This window comes from Roseobacter phycocola (assembly GCF_042055075.2).
GTDB lineage: Bacteria > Pseudomonadota > Alphaproteobacteria > Rhodobacterales > Rhodobacteraceae > Roseobacter.
Genome location: NZ_CP194010.1, coordinates 2205291 through 2221848 on the forward strand (window position 1 = coordinate 2205291; position 16558 = coordinate 2221848).

Consider the following 16558-nt stretch of genomic DNA (forward strand, 5'->3'; position numbering starts at 1 on the left):
ATCAGGCAATTATGGCGCGATTCTACCGAGGGTTAGTGTTGTCCAGTCAACAATCTCTTCGCGGTGCACAAGATTGATCCCGACCTGTGAATAAACGTCGATCACTTCGTCGGCCTGTTCATTAAGGATACCGGACAGAATCGCGTATCCGCCCGGTTTCAGGTGCGCCGCCATGTCAGGTGCAAGGGCCACCAGCGGCCCCTTGAGAATGTTGGCAAACACCAGATCAAAGGGAGCTGCATCCCTGAGCTCCGGGTGATCAAATCCTGCGGCTTCGACACACCGGACCCGGTCAGCGAGACCGTTCGCCGCCGCATTGCTGCGCGCCACATCGACCGCAACTTCATCAATATCGCTGGCCAGAACAGTTTCCGGCCAGATCCGAGCAGCCGCCATCGCCAGCACGGCCGTTCCACATCCGATATCGGCAACGTTGTGGCCGACAAACCCGTCCCCGGAAAGGCGGTCAAGCGCACGCAGGCACCCCAGAGTGGTGCCATGATGCCCGGTCCCGAACGCCATCGCCGCCTCGATCAGCAGCGGTTCCGCGTCTTCCGGCACTTTGTCCGCATCGTGACTGCCATACACAAAGAACCGGCCCGCCTCGACCGGCACCAGTTCGCGCCGCACATGCGCCACCCAGTCCGTCTCCGGCAGTTCAGAGACAACAAACGGCTGCGCACCGAGAGCCGTCGCCAGCAGCGTCAGAGCGGTTTCATCCGGCGCTTGGGTAAAATAGCCACCGACTTCCCAAAGACCCGAATTGTCCTCCACCTCGAAAACGCCGACCCCTGTTGGCTCCGGGTTCAGGTTTTCCATAGCCGCCCCCAGCTTTTCGGCGGCGGCCTTTCCCGGCAGGGTCGTCAGTGCAGTGAATGTCGGCATTATCGTCTCCGGTATCTGTCCGGGTTCGCGTAGGGCCGCAAAGGTCCGGCGTCAAGCGCGACGGGCACTTCTGCCCGCAGGCCGCAGACAAAACGCCAGCCCCAGACGGCCGATACTGCCCCCACCAGTATACCCGCCGCTGCCTGCCCATAAATGACACCGGGTGCACCCCAGATCCCGGTCAGAAGGAGAGCCGCGGGCAGGCTGACGGCACCATCCTTGATCCAGTTCAGCACAGCAGACCTGAGCGGTTTGCCCAGCGCATTGAACGCAGCGTTGGAAACAAACAGCGCTCCCAGAAAGACGAAGGCACCAACACCTGCGTAGGTAAAGGCCTGCAACACCCCGGCACCCTCGCTCGTGAGACCAAACCAGCGTACGATGTGTGGTGTGGCCGCCGCGAGCAATGCCCAGGCCGTCAGCGTATAGACCACACAGAAAGTCAGCGCATCGCGATAGGTGCTGCGCAGCCTGTCAAACCGGCCGGCACCAAAGTTCTGACCAAAAATACCACCGATGGAGGCCGCAAGTGCAAAGATACCACCAAAGGCAACGACAGTGAGCCGGCCAACCACCGCCCAGGCGGCCACTGCATTATCCCCGAAAGGAGCTATCACAATCGTCAGCAGATAGTTTCCCGCCGGTGTCGCCATCTGCGTCGCAATGGCCGGCACCGCAATGGCCAGATAGACCGGCAGGACACGCAGGATCTGATCCACGCCGGGTCGCGCGATCAGATTGTGCTGACGCGCCGCGAACCAGAGCCCCAGCACCAGCAGCGCAAAACGGAACGCCACCAACCCGACCGCCGCACCATCCAGCCCCCAGCCCAGCCCGTAAATCAGAACCGGGTCAACGGTCATCAGCAACGCACCCGACAGCAGTGTTATGTACATCGCCTTAGCCCCATAGCCTTCGGCCCGCAGCGCACCGGAGCAGATAAGCCCAACCGCCATCAGCACCAGCGACGGGACCGTTATCGCAAGATACCGCGCGGCAAGAGCCGCTGTTTCGCCATCCGCTCCCGCCATGGCCACGAGATCATGCCGGAACGCAACAATAAGGGTCGCGACAACCGCCTGTACAGCAACGGCGGTGGCAAGGGCCGCGCCGGCCTGAACCCTTGCCTCATTGCGCGCACCGGCCCCGATGCTGCGGGAAATCATGGCCGTTGAGGCAATCATCAGCCCCACGCCGGAGGACACCGAGAAAAACTGAATGGCAAAAGCAAATCCGATGGCGGCAACCAGCTGCGGGTCCCCAAGCTGGGCAATCCAGAAAAGATTGGCCGCATCCACCAGAAATACAAACGTGATCCCGAAGGCGCCGGTTGCGGTCATCCGCACCACGTGACCCATCGTTGATCCTGACAGGAACCGTCCTTCGCTCATTCCGCTGGTGCTGCGGCGTATCGGGCAAAGATCGTCTCGTTCCCCTTTTCAGGATGGCGCGGGATCATCATTGCGAGAGTGAATGAAATGCCCGCCATCCCGGCTGCCAGAAAGAACACCGCCGCAGGCGAGGCCAGCCACAAAAGCCCCAGCAGAACCGGCAGAAACACAGCCGCAATATGGTTGATCGTAAAAGCCACAGCCGCCGTGGGCGCGATGTCACCCGGGTCCGCAATCTTCTGAAAATAGGTCTTCAGCGCGAGCGCCAGCCCAAAGAAAATGTGATCCACGACATAGAGTGTCGCCGCCACCAGCACACCCCAGCCCAGATAATAGACACCACCATAACACAGAAAAACCGTGACCAGTCCCAGATACTCAAAACCCAGCGTACGCCGTTCTCCGAAATACCCCACGGCGCGGCCGAGCAATGGTGCCACAGCGATGTTGATCACCAGATTGATCAGGTAGAGCGTGGTGATTTCATGCACTTCGTACCCGAATTTCTCGACCATCATGAAGCCCGCAAAAACCACAAAAATCTGCCGGCGGGCGCCAGACATGAACTGCAGCGCGTAATAAAGCCAGTACCGCCTGCGCAGGATCATCTTCTTGATCTGCGGGTTCGGGGCCTCAAACTGCGGATAAGCGACCATGGCGAACACGGCAATGACCACGGTGATACCACCGCCGATCATGTAGACTGTGTTGTAGGTCAGGCCGAGTGTTTCCCACAGGGCCATAATCGCCAGATAGGCCACCAGCGTGGCCGCAGAGCCCGCCGCCAGCAACCAGCCAAGTACCCGTGGGGCCTCTTCCTTTTTCAGCCACTGCAGCTGCAGCGACTGGTTGACCGTTTCATAATAATGAAACCCGATGGAACTCAGCATGGTGATCGTCAGGATCCCGCCCATGGACGGAAACCACGCCGTGACCGCGGTTGCAGCCCCCAGAAGAACGAGTGACACAAGGCCCAGCACCTGCTCACGCAAAAAAATGATGATCGCAATCACTCCGACGGCAAAAAAGCCGGGGATTTCGCGCACCGTATGCAGAAGGCCAATGTCACCGCCATCAAAATCAGCCGCTTCAATCACAAAATTATTGAGCAGCGCCGACCAGGTATTGAAGGCAATCGGCATCGCCAGTGCCATCAGGAACAACAATGCGATCGGCCGACGCCAGAGCGGTAGTTGTTTTGCTTCTTCGAGGCGGACAAAATGGGCCATGAAATCTCTCTACGCCTGTTGCAGCGCGCACGCGAGCCACAATTGCGTGCGCCCGTGCACAGACCTCCGGGCTCCTGCGGTTTCTTCTGGCCGAAAATATCCCCGCCGGAGGCACGTCCTGTCTATGAGACAGGACAAAAATCAATAGAAACTCTGCGGATCGATATCCACTGCCACGCGCAGGTCCCCGCGCAGGCGCAGCTGTGCCACCCAGGAGCTGAGAGCCGCCTGAAGTGGCGCGGATTTTTTGGCCTTGACCAGCAGGCGCACCCTGTGTCGCCCCCGGACACGCGCAACCGGCGCCGGTGCCGGCCCGAACACCTGCGCTCCGATGGACCGCAGGGCCCGGTCCTGCCGCGCCAGCAGATTGCCGGCGTCAAATACATGCGCCACATCCGTCCCGCTCAGAATGATCCCCGCCATGCGACCATAAGGCGGCACCCCCGCGGCCTCCCGCTCGCGCGCCTCTGCGGCCCAGAACCGCTCCTCTTCGCCGCCCAGAATGGCACGTATCACCGGATGCTCGGGCTGATAGGTCTGCAACACAGCTGTGCCGGGCGCCTCCGCGCGGCCTGCACGTCCGGCCACCTGGCGCATGAGCTGGAATGTCCGCTCAGCCGCCCGAAGATCTGACCCCTGCAGCCCCAGATCGGCGTCAATGACACCGACCAGTGTCAGCTGCGGAAAGTTGTGCCCCTTGGCCACAAGCTGCGTGCCGATGATGATATCGGCACCCCCTTCGGCAATTGAGTTGATCTCCTCCTTCAGCGCCCGGGCGGTGCCGTACATGTCCGAACTCAGCGTCGCGATCCGGGCCTCCGGAAACAGCGCCGCAGCCTCTTCGCCCAGACGTTCAACACCAGGTCCAACGGGAGCGAGCTTCCCCTCGGCCTCACAGGACGGGCACTTCTCCGGCATCGGTTTGGTCTCACCGCACTGATGGCAGACAAGGCGCTTCAGAAACCGGTGCTCTACCATACGCGCGTCGCAGTGATCACACCCGATCTGATGTCCGCAGGCCCGGCACAGGGTGATCGGCGCATAGCCCCTGCGGTTGATAAAGAGCATCGCCTGTTCACCCCGTTCAAGCCGCTGATCAACCGCATGTTTCAGTGCATCCGATATCCACCGGTTTGACGGCAGGCTTTCCGCGCGCATGTCAATCGCGCGCATCTCTGGCATGACGGCAGGCCCGAAACGGGACGGCAGATCAAGGCGCTCATATTTTCCGGCCTCTGCATTGGCCCAGGTCTCAAGCGAGGGCGTGGCCGAGGCCAGCACGACATGCGCGCCGCAGATTGATGCGCGCAGCACAGCCATATCCCGCGCGTTATAAAGCACCCCCTCTTCCTGCTTATAGGAGGTGTCATGTTCTTCATCGACCACGATCAGGCCGAGGTTCTGATAGGGCAGGAAAAGCGCAGACCTTGCACCGATGACCAACTGCGCCTGCCCTTCTCCGACCATGCGCCAGATGCGGCGGCGCTCTGTCATGGTTGCCCCGGAATGCCACTCGGCGGGCCGGGTGCCGAACCGTTCCTCGACGCGGGTCAGAAACTCAGCCGTCAGCGCGATTTCAGGTAACAGCACCAGCGCCTGCCGTCCGGCCCGGAGCGCCGCGGCCACCGCCTCCAGATAAACTTCTGTTTTGCCCGACCCCGTCACCCCACGCAGCAGTGTCGTACCATAGCTTTCTGACCGAACCGCCTCCGCCAGACGGTCCGCCCCGGCCTGCTGATCCTCCGTGAGCGTTTTGCCGGGCAGGTCAGGATCGAGCCGGGCAAAAGGCAGATCACGGGGACTGTCTTCTTCCAGCACCGCCCCCTGCGCTACCAGCCCCTTGACCACGGATGTGCCCACCCCGGCCATTTCCGCAAGTTCCCGCAACGTGAAGGACAGATCACCGTATTCCGCCAGAGCCTCTAACACCTTGCGGCGCGCAGCCGTCATCTTGTCCGGGTCCTGTGGCCCGCGACGATAAACCCGCCGCATCGACGGCGGATCGCCCAGGCCCGGCGCACGGGTGGCCAGCCGCAACATTGCGGGCATCGGGGTCAGCGTATAAACCGCAGCACGCTCCAGAAAGGCGCGCATTTCGTCGCGCATCGGGGCCACATCCAGCACCCGGCTGACCGATCTGATCTTTGAGAGGTCATAATCGCCCTGTCCCGCCCCCCAGACAACGCCCAGAACCTTGCGGGGCCCCAGCGGCACCTCGACATAAGCGCCCGGACGGCACCCGCCTTCGGGCGCACGGTAATCCAGCGCCCGCCCCAGTGGCTGCGTTGTCAGCACGGCGACAAGCGCGCCCTGGTCGAAATATTCAGGCAGGCTCACCGCGCAGGCTCCGGCTGAATTGGCATTTTCGGGTTTAAGCATGGCAGATCATGCGATAAAGCCAAGCACAAGACGAAATATGTTAGCGTTCACATCTGAGACCAAAGGGAGCATCCGATGAAATTCTTTGTCGACACCGCCGACACACAGGCCATCAGCGAACTCAACGATCTGGGCATGGTGGACGGCGTCACGACCAACCCCTCGCTGATCCTGAAATCCGGCCGCGACATTCTTGAGGTCACGAAAGAAATCTGCGGCATCGTCAGCGGACCGGTCAGCGCCGAAGTTGTCGCGCTGGAAGCCGAAGCGATGATCGCCGAGGGCCGCAAACTGGCCGAAATCGCCGAAAACATCACAGTGAAACTCCCGCTGACGTGGGACGGCCTCAAAGCCTGTAAGGTCCTGTCCAGTGAGGGGAAAATGGTCAATGTGACCCTGTGTTTCTCGGCCAACCAGGCGCTTCTGGCGGCAAAAGCCGGTGCGACTTTCATCAGCCCCTTCATCGGCCGGCTGGATGACATCAACCTCGACGGCATGGACCTCATCCAGGATATCCGCACCGTTTACGACAACTACGGGTTTGAAACAGAAATCCTCGCAGCCTCGATCCGTTCGGTGAACCATGTGCAGGAAGCGGCACTGATCGGCGCGGACGTGATGACAGCGCCGCCAGAGGTCATCCGCAAGCTTGCTACACACCCGCTGACCGACAAGGGCCTCGAGCAGTTCATGGCCGACTGGGCCAAAACGGGTCAGAAAATCCTCTGACCTTTTGCGCCGCCGCGGCGGCGCAACCATGTCACAGAAATCTGCCATGATGAATTTCTATGAATTCATGGCAGATTTTTTTTGTGCCGCATGTTAAGAAGCGGAAAACAAAGAATACCGGGCAGCAGATGACAACCGAACCAAAAATTCAGGACGCCCTTCGGGCGGCCATTATCTCGCAACCAGATGTCATTCTGGACGACAAAGACGTGATGAATGCGCTTGTCGCGGGCAATGAACGGGCCATGGGGGCCAATATCGTCGACATGCGTGGCATCGCGATGGAGCGGCTTGAGGCCCGTCTGGACCGGCTGGAGGACACACATCGGTCGGTGATCGCCGCAGCCTATGAAAACCTTGCCGGTACAAACCAGATTCACCGTGCGATCCTGCGTATGCTGGATCCGGTTGATTTTGAAGAATTCCTGAAGGACCTGGGCGGCGAAGTTGCGGAAATCCTCCGCGTCGACCTCGTTCGCCTCGTCCTGGAAACCGATCAGGCCGATGACGTGCCGGGACTTGATCGTCTCGACGGCGTTCTGAGCCTCGCAGAACCGGGTTTTGTGACAGGTTATGTAACCCAGGGCAGAGGCGGCAGCGCCCGACAGGTCACGCTGCGCCAGGTCCAGGGCGACGCAGGCGGCCTCTACGGTGAAAAAGTGGACTGGATCAGGTCAGAAGCCTGCCTCAGGCTGGATTTCGGCCCAGGTAAGCTGCCCGGCATGCTCGTGCTTGGTGCGGAGGACCCCCACATGTTCGGCCCGCAACAGGGCGCTGACCTTCTGATGTTTTTCGCAGGCGTGTTCGAACGGATCATGCGCCGCTGGCTGTCATGACCCTGATCAGCCCGGCAGCAGGCGACGCGCTTGAAACCTGGCTGACACATCAGCGCGCGCTGAAAGGTGCGGCGGAAAACACGCTGACAGCCTACCGCGGCGATGTTGTTGAATTCCTGAGTTTTTTAACCGCGCACAAAGGCGAGCCTCAGGGCTTGCGCGCGCTTGCCGCGATTTCCCTCAGCGATATGCGGTCGTGGATGGCCCATACCCGCGCGTCAGGTGTCAGCCCACGGTCACTGGCCCGCAAACTGTCGGCGGTGAAGGTGTTTTACAGATGGCTGGCGGAACGCGAGGGGTTTGAACCCACCGCTGTACTGTCGGCCAGGGCTCCGAAGTTCCGCAACAAACTGCCGCGCCCACTCGCCGAGGATGCAGCACGCGGCCTGATTGACGCCATTGAACTACAGTCCGAAACGCCCTGGGTTGCAGCGCGCGATGTGGCTGTGGTGACGCTCCTGTGGGGGTGCGGGCTGCGCATCTCCGAAGCCCTGTCCCTGACGGGCGCAGATACCCCGCTGCCCGACAGCCTGCGTATAGCGGGCAAGGGCGGGAAAGAACGTCTGGTCCCCGTTCTGCCTGCGGCACGGGATGCAGTGGATACCTATGTCCGGCTCAGCCCCTGGAACACCGGCCCGGAAGATCCGCTGTTTCGTGGGGTGCGTGGCGGTGCGCTGGCGCCCGGAGCGATCCAGAAGGTGATGGCACAGGCGCGCATGCAGCTGGGGCTGCCATCGAGTGCAACGCCCCATGCCATGAGGCACAGCTTTGCCACCCACCTGCTGAACGCAGGGGGCGACCTGCGCGCGATCCAGGAACTTCTGGGCCATGCATCGCTCTCCACGACGCAGGCCTATACGGCCGTCGATACAGCGCGCCTGATGGACGTCTACGACCGGACGCATCCCCGCTCCTGACCACCTCACCAATTCGTGTGCAAAGGTGATGCCTGTTTTTTGAGCAGCCGTGCCAGAGTTCCGGCGGCATACAATTGCATACAAATACGACCGAGGGGACACAGAACCATGAAACTCACAGCAACCATTCTGGCAGCCACCTGTTTCGCAGTGCTCGGCGGCAGCGCCTCTGCCGCCGACTGCGCCTATAACGCCGAAAGCCCTTTTGACCTCGAACAATCCGAGGTCAACGCACTCTACGACTGCGTCAAAGACAAGATGGCCGAAGGATACGCAAAACAGGGAGATGAGATTGGTTCTGTCTACAGAACGTGGGCGGTTACCGCGACAGCTCCCGCCGTGCAGGGCGCGCACAGCAAACGCGCGCTGCTGACATTTGCGAATGATATCGCGGCGGAACAATATCTGAAATTCGAGGAAGAAGGTGTCGTGATGCCGGTGGGCTCTGTGCTTGCCAAGGAAAGCGTGACCTTCTCCAAAAAGAAAAAGACAGCGCGCCCGGGCCCGCTGTTCATTATGACCAAGGTCGCCGCCGGTGAAGCACCCGAAACCAACGACTGGGTGTATGGCGGCCTGCAGCCAAACGGCAAGCCGATGAAGTTCAAGCAGGCGTTCTGCCATGACTGCCACACAGCCTGGGAAGATCAGGATTATCTTGCCTATCCGGTTGAGGACGTCCGCATCGGAAACTGATCCCCGATCAGACAATGAGAAGGGCCCGCAGCCGCGCGCTGTGGGCCTTTTTGTTTTGCATCCCCCGCGTGCATACGGCAATAAGCCTGCATGACTGTTAGGTTCCGCGCCCTGTGCGTACATCTGCTGACGGCAACGGGCGCCGTTTTTGCAATGCTGGCCATGCTGGCCGCGGTCGACGAGAAATGGGACCTGATGTTCCTCTGGCTCGTGGTTGCCTTCTTCGTCGACGGGATCGACGGACCGCTCGCCCGGAAATACCATGTCAAAAAGAATGCACCCGAATTTGACGGTGTGCTTCTGGACCTGATCATTGACTATCTGACCTACGTCTTCATTCCGGCTTTTGCGCTCTTTAAATCCGGTTTGATGGACGGTTGGACAGGTTGGTTTGCGATCATCATTATCACCTTTGCCAGTGCCATGTATTTCGCGGATACGCGCATGAAAACAAAGGATAACTCTTTCTCCGGCTTCCCCGGATGCTGGAATATGCTGGTGCTGGTGATCTTTGCGCTCGAGCCAAATTTCTGGGTCAGCCTGGCGCTGGTCAGCGCACTGGCCGTGGCAATGTTCCTGCCACTGAAATTTGTGCACCCGGTCCGGACCGAGCGCTGGCGGCTGATCACGCTGCCCATGGCCATTGCCTGGACCTTCTTTGCCGGCTGGGCCGCCTGGGTCGATTTTCACCCAGAGAGCTGGGCGCACTGGGGTCTGGTGATCACCAGCGTCTATCTGATTTTTGCCGGGATCGCACAGCAGATCATCCCGTCACGCGCCAGCTGATCCGCCTCAGATCAGAAACCCGCCCGCACGCTCGTGGCGCAGCAGGGAAACCTTCGTTTCAACCCCGCCCGCGCCCGAAAACCCGGTCAGGCCTTTTGCCCCCATGACCCGGTGGCAGGGAATGATGATCGCGATGGGATTGCCTCCACAGGCGCCACCCACAGCCTGCGCGGGCGCAGACAGACGTTTCGCAATATCGCCATAGGTAACCGTTTCACCGAACGGAATGCGCTGCATCTCGGCGCAAACCGCCTGCTGAAATGCTGATCCGGTCACGCGCAGCGGAAGATCGAAATCCTCCAGGTCGCCCGCATCATACGCACGGAGCTGACGGACCGCTTCGTCCAGCACGTCAGTGTCCGCTTCCTCTTCTGCCCTGCCCCAGGTCAGACGCGTGATCGCGCCATCAGCTTCGGTCAGGATCAGCGACCCAAATTGTGTCTCAACGGTTTTCTGTTTCATGCGCTGATGCTGGCCGGACCGCCGCGCGTATTCAACCCGAAACCTGAGCTTTCAGAAGCAGCAGGCCCGCCACTGCGCCCGGAAAGACCGTTCACTAAAGGTCCCGTGTCCGTGCCCAAGGCCTTTAACCAGTACCCGCGTACTAGGAGATGTAGCGGAAACCGACTTTCGTGTTATGGTGGTGCTTGAAGGATACAGGACCACCGCTGTGACGCACCTGAAAAAAACTGCTGAGCTTCCCGTGAAAGTCCAACCGGTTGGCGCGGCTGCGCGACACGCCCGGGGGTCACGCCTGGCACGACTCGCTGCGGCGGCACAGGTCAGCCCCGTGGTGCAACGACTTGAAACAGTGAAACGGCGCGGGAGTTCCCGTGAACCAGGCGTTGTACAGCGTGCCGCCTACTCCGTCACTCGCGATCTGCCGCTTGAGACCCATTATTCCCTGATTTCGGCGGACAACGCGCGCAAAACGATGCTGAACACGCTGCGCAATCAGTTTCCGCTCGACCCGATCATTGAACAGCAGGCAAAAAGCGAAAAGTGGGACAATGCCAGGAAAGACCAGAGCCGCGCACCCGAATTCGCTGTGAAAAAACGGGAACTGGAGCAACAGGTCAGCAACGCGCCGGCACAATACGCGGATACCGACAGCGGCACACGCGAACCGGGGAAAAAGCCAGAAGAACAACCCTATGATGTCGCCAAGCTTTGGGTTGCAGGGGCGCATGTCAAAGGGCTGCGCGTCGCCTCAGACCGCGGTCGGAAAAATACACCGGAATCGGCCCTGACCAAACAGGTGACCGGTACTAAGGACTGGACAGGTGCGCATCTGATCAAGCGCGAATGGGGCGGTGAAGACAATATGCTGAACGTTGTCTGCTGGCCCGACCAGGCCGAGAAGGACTGGGGCACGGGTTTTGAGGAACCGGTGGAGCTGGCCTTTGCGACGCGTGCGCGGCGCGAGGTCGACATCAGCGTGCGCGTGGACAAAGAGGATGAGGCGATCAAAAGGGAGGATATTGCCGACACGATCAAGGACGCCACCGCAGATCCCACCACAAAGCTGAACAAACACATTCTGGGCAAGGCAGAAGTCGGCCGCATGGATGCGAACCGCGGAATCGAACGTATCCCCGTGGCAGCCCGCGGCCATTCCGCGCTCGGGACTGTATCCTTTGACAAGTCAGTGACCAAATGGGACGAAGCGAGGACAGCGGCACTTAAGAAGTTGCAGCGGACGCTTACCGGGATGAAACACGCCAGATTCGACGATGAATACATCCCAAAGGACCCATCAGAGCACGCCCGCGATGCACAGGGAACCCGTACCGCTGAACGCGAAGAAGCGGCACGGGAGGAAACATACAACTACCGCAAGGACATCTACAAAGTGACCTGAGGGAGACGCAGGACGCGCCTCTCCCCAGTCCGTTCAGCTTACGGCCGTATTGCAGCGGCCGCAGACCCCTTCGTGGGCATGGGAGCCGACATCCGGCAGCACCTTCCAGCAGCGCGCGCATTTTCCGCCCTCTGCAGTCGCAAAGACCACGGCCACGCCAGTCACTTCCGGCAGTGTAAAGGCATCCTCCGGAGCCTCATCACCGCTGACTGTGATCTGCGACGTGATGCAGATGTCCTCAAACGGCAGCGCACTGAGCGCATCCCGCAGGCCCTCGTCCGCGACATAAACCGTCGGTGCCGCCTCCAGCGATGCGCCGATGACCTTGTTGGTCCGCTCGATCTCCAGCGCCGCGGTCACGACCCGGCGGGCAGCCCGGATACCGGCCCATTTCTGCGCCAGAGCCTCATTCCGCCATGCCTCCGGCGTCTCAGGGAAATCAACAAGATGCACCGAACTCTGATCGCCCGGAAACCGCTCCAGCCAGACTTCCTCCATCGTGAACACCATAATGGGTGCCAGCCAGGTCGTCAGGCGGTGGAACAGCAGATCCAGCACGGTACGCGCGGCACGCCGCTGAACAGTATCCCCATCGCAATAGAGCGCGTCTTTGCGCACATCGAAGTAGAAAGCCGACAGATCCACCGTGGCAAAGGTAAAGACCGCCTGCCACACCCCCTGGAAATCGAACCGCGCATAGCCGTCGCGCACGGTCTTATCCAGCTCGGCCAGGCGGTGCAGCACCCATTGTTCCAGCTCCGGCATGTCCGCAGGTTCAACACGATCGGCGTCTGTGAAATCGGCAAGCGATCCAAGCATATAGCGCATCGTGTTGCGCAGCCGGCGATACCCGTCAGCCACCCCTTTCAGGATTTCCGGGCCAATCCGCTGGTCCAGCGTGTAATCCGTCTGCGCCACCCAAAGTCGCAGGATATCCGCACCATACTGCTGTACGACCTTCTCAGGCACGATGGTATTGCCCAGAGATTTGGACATCTTCATGCCCTTCTCATCCAGCGTGAAACCATGCGTAACCACGTTACGGTAAGGCGCACGCCCCGTCGTTCCCACAGACTGCAGCAGCGAGGAATGGAACCAGCCGCGGTGCTGGTCGGTGCCTTCCATGTACACATCCGCGATACCGTCATCGGTGCCGTCGTTACGGTCTCGCAGCGTGAAGGCATGCGTCGACCCGCTGTCGAACCATACGTCCAGAATGTCCATCACCTGGGTATATTCATCCGGGTTCACGATACCGCCCAGAAAGCGCTCTTTGGCACCCTCTTCGTACCATGCATCCGCACCTTCGGCTTCAAAGGCGTCAATGATCCGCTGGTTGACCTCTTCATTGCGCAGCAGATAATCCGGGTCGGTCGGCAGCACGCCATTCTTTGTGAAGCAGGTCAGCGGTACACCCCAGGCGCGCTGGCGCGAGAGCACCCAGTCCGGCCGCGCTTCCATCATAGAATGCAGACGGTTACGCCCCGACTGCGGTGTCCAGTTCACCCGGTCGATCTCGCGCAGCGCACGCGACCGGATCGTGAAAGTGTCATTCCCGATTGTGAGATCCCGGTCGATGGCGGCAAACCACTGCGGGGTGTTGCGATAGATCACCGGTGCCTTTGAGCGCCAGGAATGCGGATAGGAGTGTTTGATCTTGCCGCGTGCGAGCAGGCCGCCCACCTCCGCCAGCTTGTCGATCACAACCTTGTTCGCTGTCCCCTCGCCGCCTTTGCGGCTGAGGATGTAGTTGCCACCGAAAAGCGGCAGACTGTCACGGAACTTGCCGTCATCGGTCACGTTGTAGGTGATGACCTCTTCCAGCATCCCCAGATCGCGGTAGAGCTCATACTCCTCCATACCGTGAGACGGGGCGCAATGCACAAAGCCCGTGCCTTCCTCGTCCGAGACGAACTCAGCGGCGCGGAAATCCCTGATCTGATCCCATTCGGCATCTCCCCCGTCCACACCGGAAAGCGGATGGCGCAGACTGATTGTAGCCAGCACATCAGAGGGAACATCGAGAACCCGCTGGTACATGCCTTCCTCAAGGCGTGCTTTCTGGAAAACCGCGTCAGCCAGTTTGTCGGCGACGATGTAGTGCTCACCTGTGCTGACCCAGCTCTCTTCCGGCGTCCCGGTCACCTCATAAAGCCCGTAGGAAATGTCTTCGCCGTAAACCACCGCCTTGTTGGACGGGATCGTCCAGGGGGTGGTCGTCCAGATCACAACGAACGCATCATCAATGCGGGGATCCCGGGAACCGCCAGCGCCCGGCTGATCATTTCCACCCTCAGCAACCGGGAATTTCACCCAGATCGTGAAGCTTTCCTTGTCGTGATACTCGACCTCTGCCTCGGCCAGCGCCGTCTGCTCGACCGGCGACCACATCACGGGCTTTGAGCCCTGATAAAGCGTGCCGTTCATCAGGAACTTCATGAACTCTTCAGCAATCACGCGCTCGGCATGGAAATCCATCGTCAGATAGGGCTCAGCCCAGTTGCCTGTCACACCAAGGCGTTTGAACTCCTCGCGCTGCACATCAACCCAGCCAGCCGCGAACTGACGGCATTCAGCGCGGAATTCGTTGATCGGCACTTCGTCCTTGTTCTTGCCTTTCTTGCGGTACTGTTCCTCGATCTTCCACTCGATGGGCAGACCATGACAGTCCCAGCCGGGGATATAACGCGCATCAAATCCCATCATCTGATGCGACCGCACAATCATATCCTTGATGGTCTTGTTCAGCGCGTGCCCGATGTGCAGATGCCCGTTGGCATAGGGCGGGCCGTCGTGCAGCGTAAAAGGTGCACGACCCTGTTTTTCGCGCAGACGGTCATAAACACCGATCTCCTGCCAGCGTTCCAGCCAGCCAGGCTCGCGTTTCGGCAGACCCGCACGCATCGGAAACTCAGTGCGCGGCAGGTTCAGTGTGGATTTATAGTCAGGGCTTTGCGGTGTGTCGGCGCACATTTCGGGCGTCCTTCAGTCAGAGATCATCAATGGGAAAAGCAGTCGGTGCGGGAAACTCAGACACCTTGGCCCGGCGTCTCATGGATCAGAGCGCCGGGGATGTAATTCGTATAATGATCACGGGAGCATGCATCATGCGCGCCTTATACGCAGCCCCTCAGCCGCGGGCAAGGCCCTGACCGGCACGCAGACAATGGTTTCTTCTGGCCGGAAATATCCCGGGGGAGGTGCGGCACGCACCGGGGGCAGCGCCCCCTCATCCGTTCACATGCGCCCAGACTTCTGACATCACAACCGACCCCTCGCCAACGGCCGACGCCACCCGCTTGACCGACCCCGACCGCACGTCGCCAACCGCAAACACACCTGGCAGCGATGTCTCATACTGCGACCGCCCCCCACACTCTGCACCGGTGCACACAAACCCCCGGTCATCCAGTGTGACCAGCCCGGATAACCACCCGGTGTTCGGCGCTGCCCCCACCATCACAAACAGCGAGGACGTGCGCAGGTCCCAGTCCTGCCCCGAGGCCTTGTCATGGATGGTTATGCCTTCCAGCTGCCCGTCCCCATGCAGCGCGCAGACTTCTGTCCGGGTATGCACGGTGATCCGCGGGTGTGTTTCCAGCCGCTGCAGCAGGTAATCCGACATCGAACTGGCCAGTCCCGCGCCGCGCACCAGCACATGCACATGCCGGGTGGTGCGCGCCAGAAACATCGCTGCCTGTCCGGCCGAATTGCCGCCACCGATTACCGCGACCTCGCTGTCGCGGCACCAGCGCGCCTCGACCTCTGTCGCGGCATAATAGACACCGGCATTCTCCAGCCGCTCCAGCCCGTCGAGCGGCATCCGACGGTACTGCACCCCCGTTGCCACAATAAGCGCCTTTGCGGAAACCTCCTGACCATCATCAAGCGTGACGTGGAAAGACTTCTCTTCACACTGACGCAGTTTCTCAACGCGGCGCGGCACTGAAAAACGCGTGCCGAATTTCATCGCCTGAACCTCGCCGCGCCCGACCAGGTCGCCACCCGAAATCCCGGTGGGAAATCCCATGTAATTTTCAATCCGGCTCGATGTCCCCGCCTGCCCGCCGATTGCCAGATCTTCCACCACCAGTGCGCGCAGCCCCTCCGCACCGGCGTAAACGGCCGCGGCAACGCCCGCCGGCCCACCACCCACGATAAGCACATCAAAGGTGCCCGCATCGCCCAGCTTCAGATCAAGCCCCAGCGCTTCGGCCACCGCGCGTGGTGTGGGCGGATCAATTTTCTGCTCTTTGCCAAACAGAACACCCGGATGCGCACGGTCGATCCCACATTGCGCGGCCAGCGCAATGGCCTCTTCAGAATCCGCTGAAATCTCGCGGTATGGGATCCGGTTGCGGGCTGCAAACCCCGCCACCTGCCGGATATCGCGGCTGATCTCCGGCCCGATCAGCGTCAGCGCCCCATCCGATTCCCGCAGCGCTCGCTGACGCCGCGCGGCCAGCACCGTCACGATAATGTCGCTCATCTCCGGCACATCAGACATCAGCTGCAGCATCTCGGCGCGCGGCACACACAGAAGCTCACTGTCCACCACCGCACGCGCACCCGCCAGCGCCACACCGCCCGACAGAAACTGCAGTTCACCGAAAAACTGACCCGGTCCCAGCGTGGCCGCGCCGATACGTTCCATCGTGCGCGGGCTGATCGCCTCCACCTCACCGGAAATCACATAATGAAAGAGCTCGGTGGCACGGGCAGGCTCCTGCACGATCTCACCCGCGCGGAACTTCAGCGTCTTTCCGACCCGTCGCATCAGCGCCACATGCGCGGGCTCCAGCGGCCTGCGCACCATTGTTGCAAGATCAGCGGCAAAACTTTCCATCGGCAA

The 16558-nt window shown here is 60.7% G+C and carries 13 protein-coding genes; 6 read left to right on the top strand and 7 right to left on the bottom strand.

Annotated elements, in window-relative coordinates; translation table 11 throughout:
* Positions 1 to 9: 9 nt before the first annotated feature.
* The 4 genes from AB4K19_RS10855 to AB4K19_RS10870 all read right to left on the bottom strand — a co-directional run bounded on the left by AB4K19_RS10855 (position 10) and on the right by AB4K19_RS10870 (position 5884).
* Positions 10 to 885, bottom strand: coding sequence for a 50S ribosomal protein L11 methyltransferase (locus AB4K19_RS10855; RefSeq protein ID WP_375228389.1), 876 nt, complete (start codon positions 883 to 885; stop codon positions 10 to 12).
* Positions 885 to 2276: an MATE family efflux transporter gene (locus tag AB4K19_RS10860; RefSeq protein WP_375228390.1), complete on the bottom strand. Its 1392-nt coding sequence runs from the start codon at positions 2274 to 2276 to the stop codon at positions 885 to 887. Before AB4K19_RS10860 ends, AB4K19_RS10855 begins: the two co-directional genes overlap by 1 nt.
* Positions 2273 to 3505, bottom strand: coding sequence for an MFS transporter (locus tag AB4K19_RS10865; protein ID WP_375228391.1), 1233 nt, complete (start codon positions 3503 to 3505; stop codon positions 2273 to 2275). The genes AB4K19_RS10860 and AB4K19_RS10865 overlap by 4 nt, the downstream gene beginning before the upstream one ends.
* 141 nt (positions 3506 to 3646) lie before the next feature.
* The gene (locus tag AB4K19_RS10870) at positions 3647 to 5884 is read right to left on the bottom strand and encodes a primosomal protein N' (RefSeq protein ID WP_436397550.1); all 2238 of its coding nucleotides are present in this window, start codon (positions 5882 to 5884) and stop codon (positions 3647 to 3649) included.
* Between the two features lie 75 nt (positions 5885 to 5959).
* Between AB4K19_RS10870 and fsa the strand changes: the two genes are divergently transcribed.
* From fsa to AB4K19_RS10895, 5 genes are all read left to right on the top strand, one after another.
* Positions 5960 to 6613: a fructose-6-phosphate aldolase gene (fsa, locus tag AB4K19_RS10875; protein WP_375228392.1), complete on the top strand. Its 654-nt coding sequence runs from the start codon at positions 5960 to 5962 to the stop codon at positions 6611 to 6613.
* 128 nt (positions 6614 to 6741) lie between these two features.
* A complete protein-coding gene (locus AB4K19_RS10880) occupies positions 6742 to 7449 on the top strand; it encodes a DUF484 family protein (protein WP_375230879.1) in 708 nt (235 codons plus the stop codon).
* Positions 7446 to 8366: a tyrosine recombinase XerC gene (locus AB4K19_RS10885; RefSeq protein ID WP_375228393.1), complete on the top strand. Its 921-nt coding sequence runs from the start codon at positions 7446 to 7448 to the stop codon at positions 8364 to 8366. The genes AB4K19_RS10880 and AB4K19_RS10885 overlap by 4 nt, the downstream gene beginning before the upstream one ends.
* Before the next feature lie 108 nt (positions 8367 to 8474).
* Positions 8475 to 9059 (top strand): cytochrome P460 family protein, encoded by a 585-nt coding sequence (locus AB4K19_RS10890; protein ID WP_436397552.1) that lies wholly within the window; start codon positions 8475 to 8477, stop codon positions 9057 to 9059.
* A 90-nt stretch (positions 9060 to 9149) separates the two neighbouring features.
* Positions 9150 to 9845 (top strand): CDP-alcohol phosphatidyltransferase family protein, encoded by a 696-nt coding sequence (locus AB4K19_RS10895; RefSeq protein WP_375228396.1) that lies wholly within the window; start codon positions 9150 to 9152, stop codon positions 9843 to 9845.
* 6 nt (positions 9846 to 9851) lie between these two features.
* On the opposite strand, the gene AB4K19_RS10900 is transcribed toward AB4K19_RS10895, so the two are convergent.
* The gene (locus AB4K19_RS10900; RefSeq protein WP_375228397.1) at positions 9852 to 10307 is read right to left on the bottom strand and encodes a methylated-DNA--[protein]-cysteine S-methyltransferase; all 456 of its coding nucleotides are present in this window, start codon (positions 10305 to 10307) and stop codon (positions 9852 to 9854) included.
* A 208-nt stretch (positions 10308 to 10515) separates the two neighbouring features.
* Between AB4K19_RS10900 and AB4K19_RS10905 the strand changes: the two genes are divergently transcribed.
* Entirely contained in the window at positions 10516 to 11706 is a 1191-nt protein-coding gene (locus AB4K19_RS10905; RefSeq protein WP_436397555.1) for a hypothetical protein, read from the top strand.
* Positions 11707 to 11739: 33 nt separating this feature from the next.
* On the opposite strand, the gene ileS is transcribed toward AB4K19_RS10905, so the two are convergent.
* On the bottom strand, positions 11740 to 14679 hold the full coding sequence (gene ileS, locus AB4K19_RS10910; protein WP_375228399.1) for an isoleucine--tRNA ligase: 2940 nt from the start codon (positions 14677 to 14679) through the stop codon (positions 11740 to 11742).
* Between the two features lie 256 nt (positions 14680 to 14935).
* On the bottom strand, positions 14936 to 16552 hold the full coding sequence (locus tag AB4K19_RS10915; protein WP_375228400.1) for an FAD-dependent oxidoreductase: 1617 nt from the start codon (positions 16550 to 16552) through the stop codon (positions 14936 to 14938).
* Positions 16553 to 16558: the final 6 nt, after the last annotated feature.

What these genes read in the sequence shown, in the direction of transcription:
- AB4K19_RS10855 (WP_375228389.1), bottom strand. Translation starts at nt 885, where the DNA reads ATGCCGACATTCACTGCACTGACGACCCTGCCGGGAAAGGCCGCCGCC.
- AB4K19_RS10860 (WP_375228390.1), bottom strand. Translation starts at nt 2,276, where the DNA reads ATGAGCGAAGGACGGTTCCTGTCAGGATCAACGATGGGTCACGTGGTG.
- AB4K19_RS10865 (WP_375228391.1), bottom strand. Translation starts at nt 3,505, where the DNA reads ATGGCCCATTTTGTCCGCCTCGAAGAAGCAAAACAACTACCGCTCTGG.
- AB4K19_RS10870 (WP_436397550.1), bottom strand. Translation starts at nt 5,884, where the DNA reads ATGCTTAAACCCGAAAATGCCAATTCAGCCGGAGCCTGCGCGGTGAGC.
- fsa (WP_375228392.1), top strand. Translation starts at nt 5,960, where the DNA reads ATGAAATTCTTTGTCGACACCGCCGACACACAGGCCATCAGCGAACTC.
- AB4K19_RS10880 (WP_375230879.1), top strand. Translation starts at nt 6,742, where the DNA reads ATGACAACCGAACCAAAAATTCAGGACGCCCTTCGGGCGGCCATTATC.
- AB4K19_RS10885 (WP_375228393.1), top strand. Translation starts at nt 7,446, where the DNA reads ATGACCCTGATCAGCCCGGCAGCAGGCGACGCGCTTGAAACCTGGCTG.
- AB4K19_RS10890 (WP_436397552.1), top strand. Translation starts at nt 8,475, where the DNA reads ATGAAACTCACAGCAACCATTCTGGCAGCCACCTGTTTCGCAGTGCTC.
- AB4K19_RS10895 (WP_375228396.1), top strand. Translation starts at nt 9,150, where the DNA reads ATGACTGTTAGGTTCCGCGCCCTGTGCGTACATCTGCTGACGGCAACG.
- AB4K19_RS10900 (WP_375228397.1), bottom strand. Translation starts at nt 10,307, where the DNA reads ATGAAACAGAAAACCGTTGAGACACAATTTGGGTCGCTGATCCTGACC.
- ileS (WP_375228399.1), bottom strand. Translation starts at nt 14,679, where the DNA reads ATGTGCGCCGACACACCGCAAAGCCCTGACTATAAATCCACACTGAAC.
- AB4K19_RS10915 (WP_375228400.1), bottom strand. Translation starts at nt 16,552, where the DNA reads ATGGAAAGTTTTGCCGCTGATCTTGCAACAATGGTGCGCAGGCCGCTG.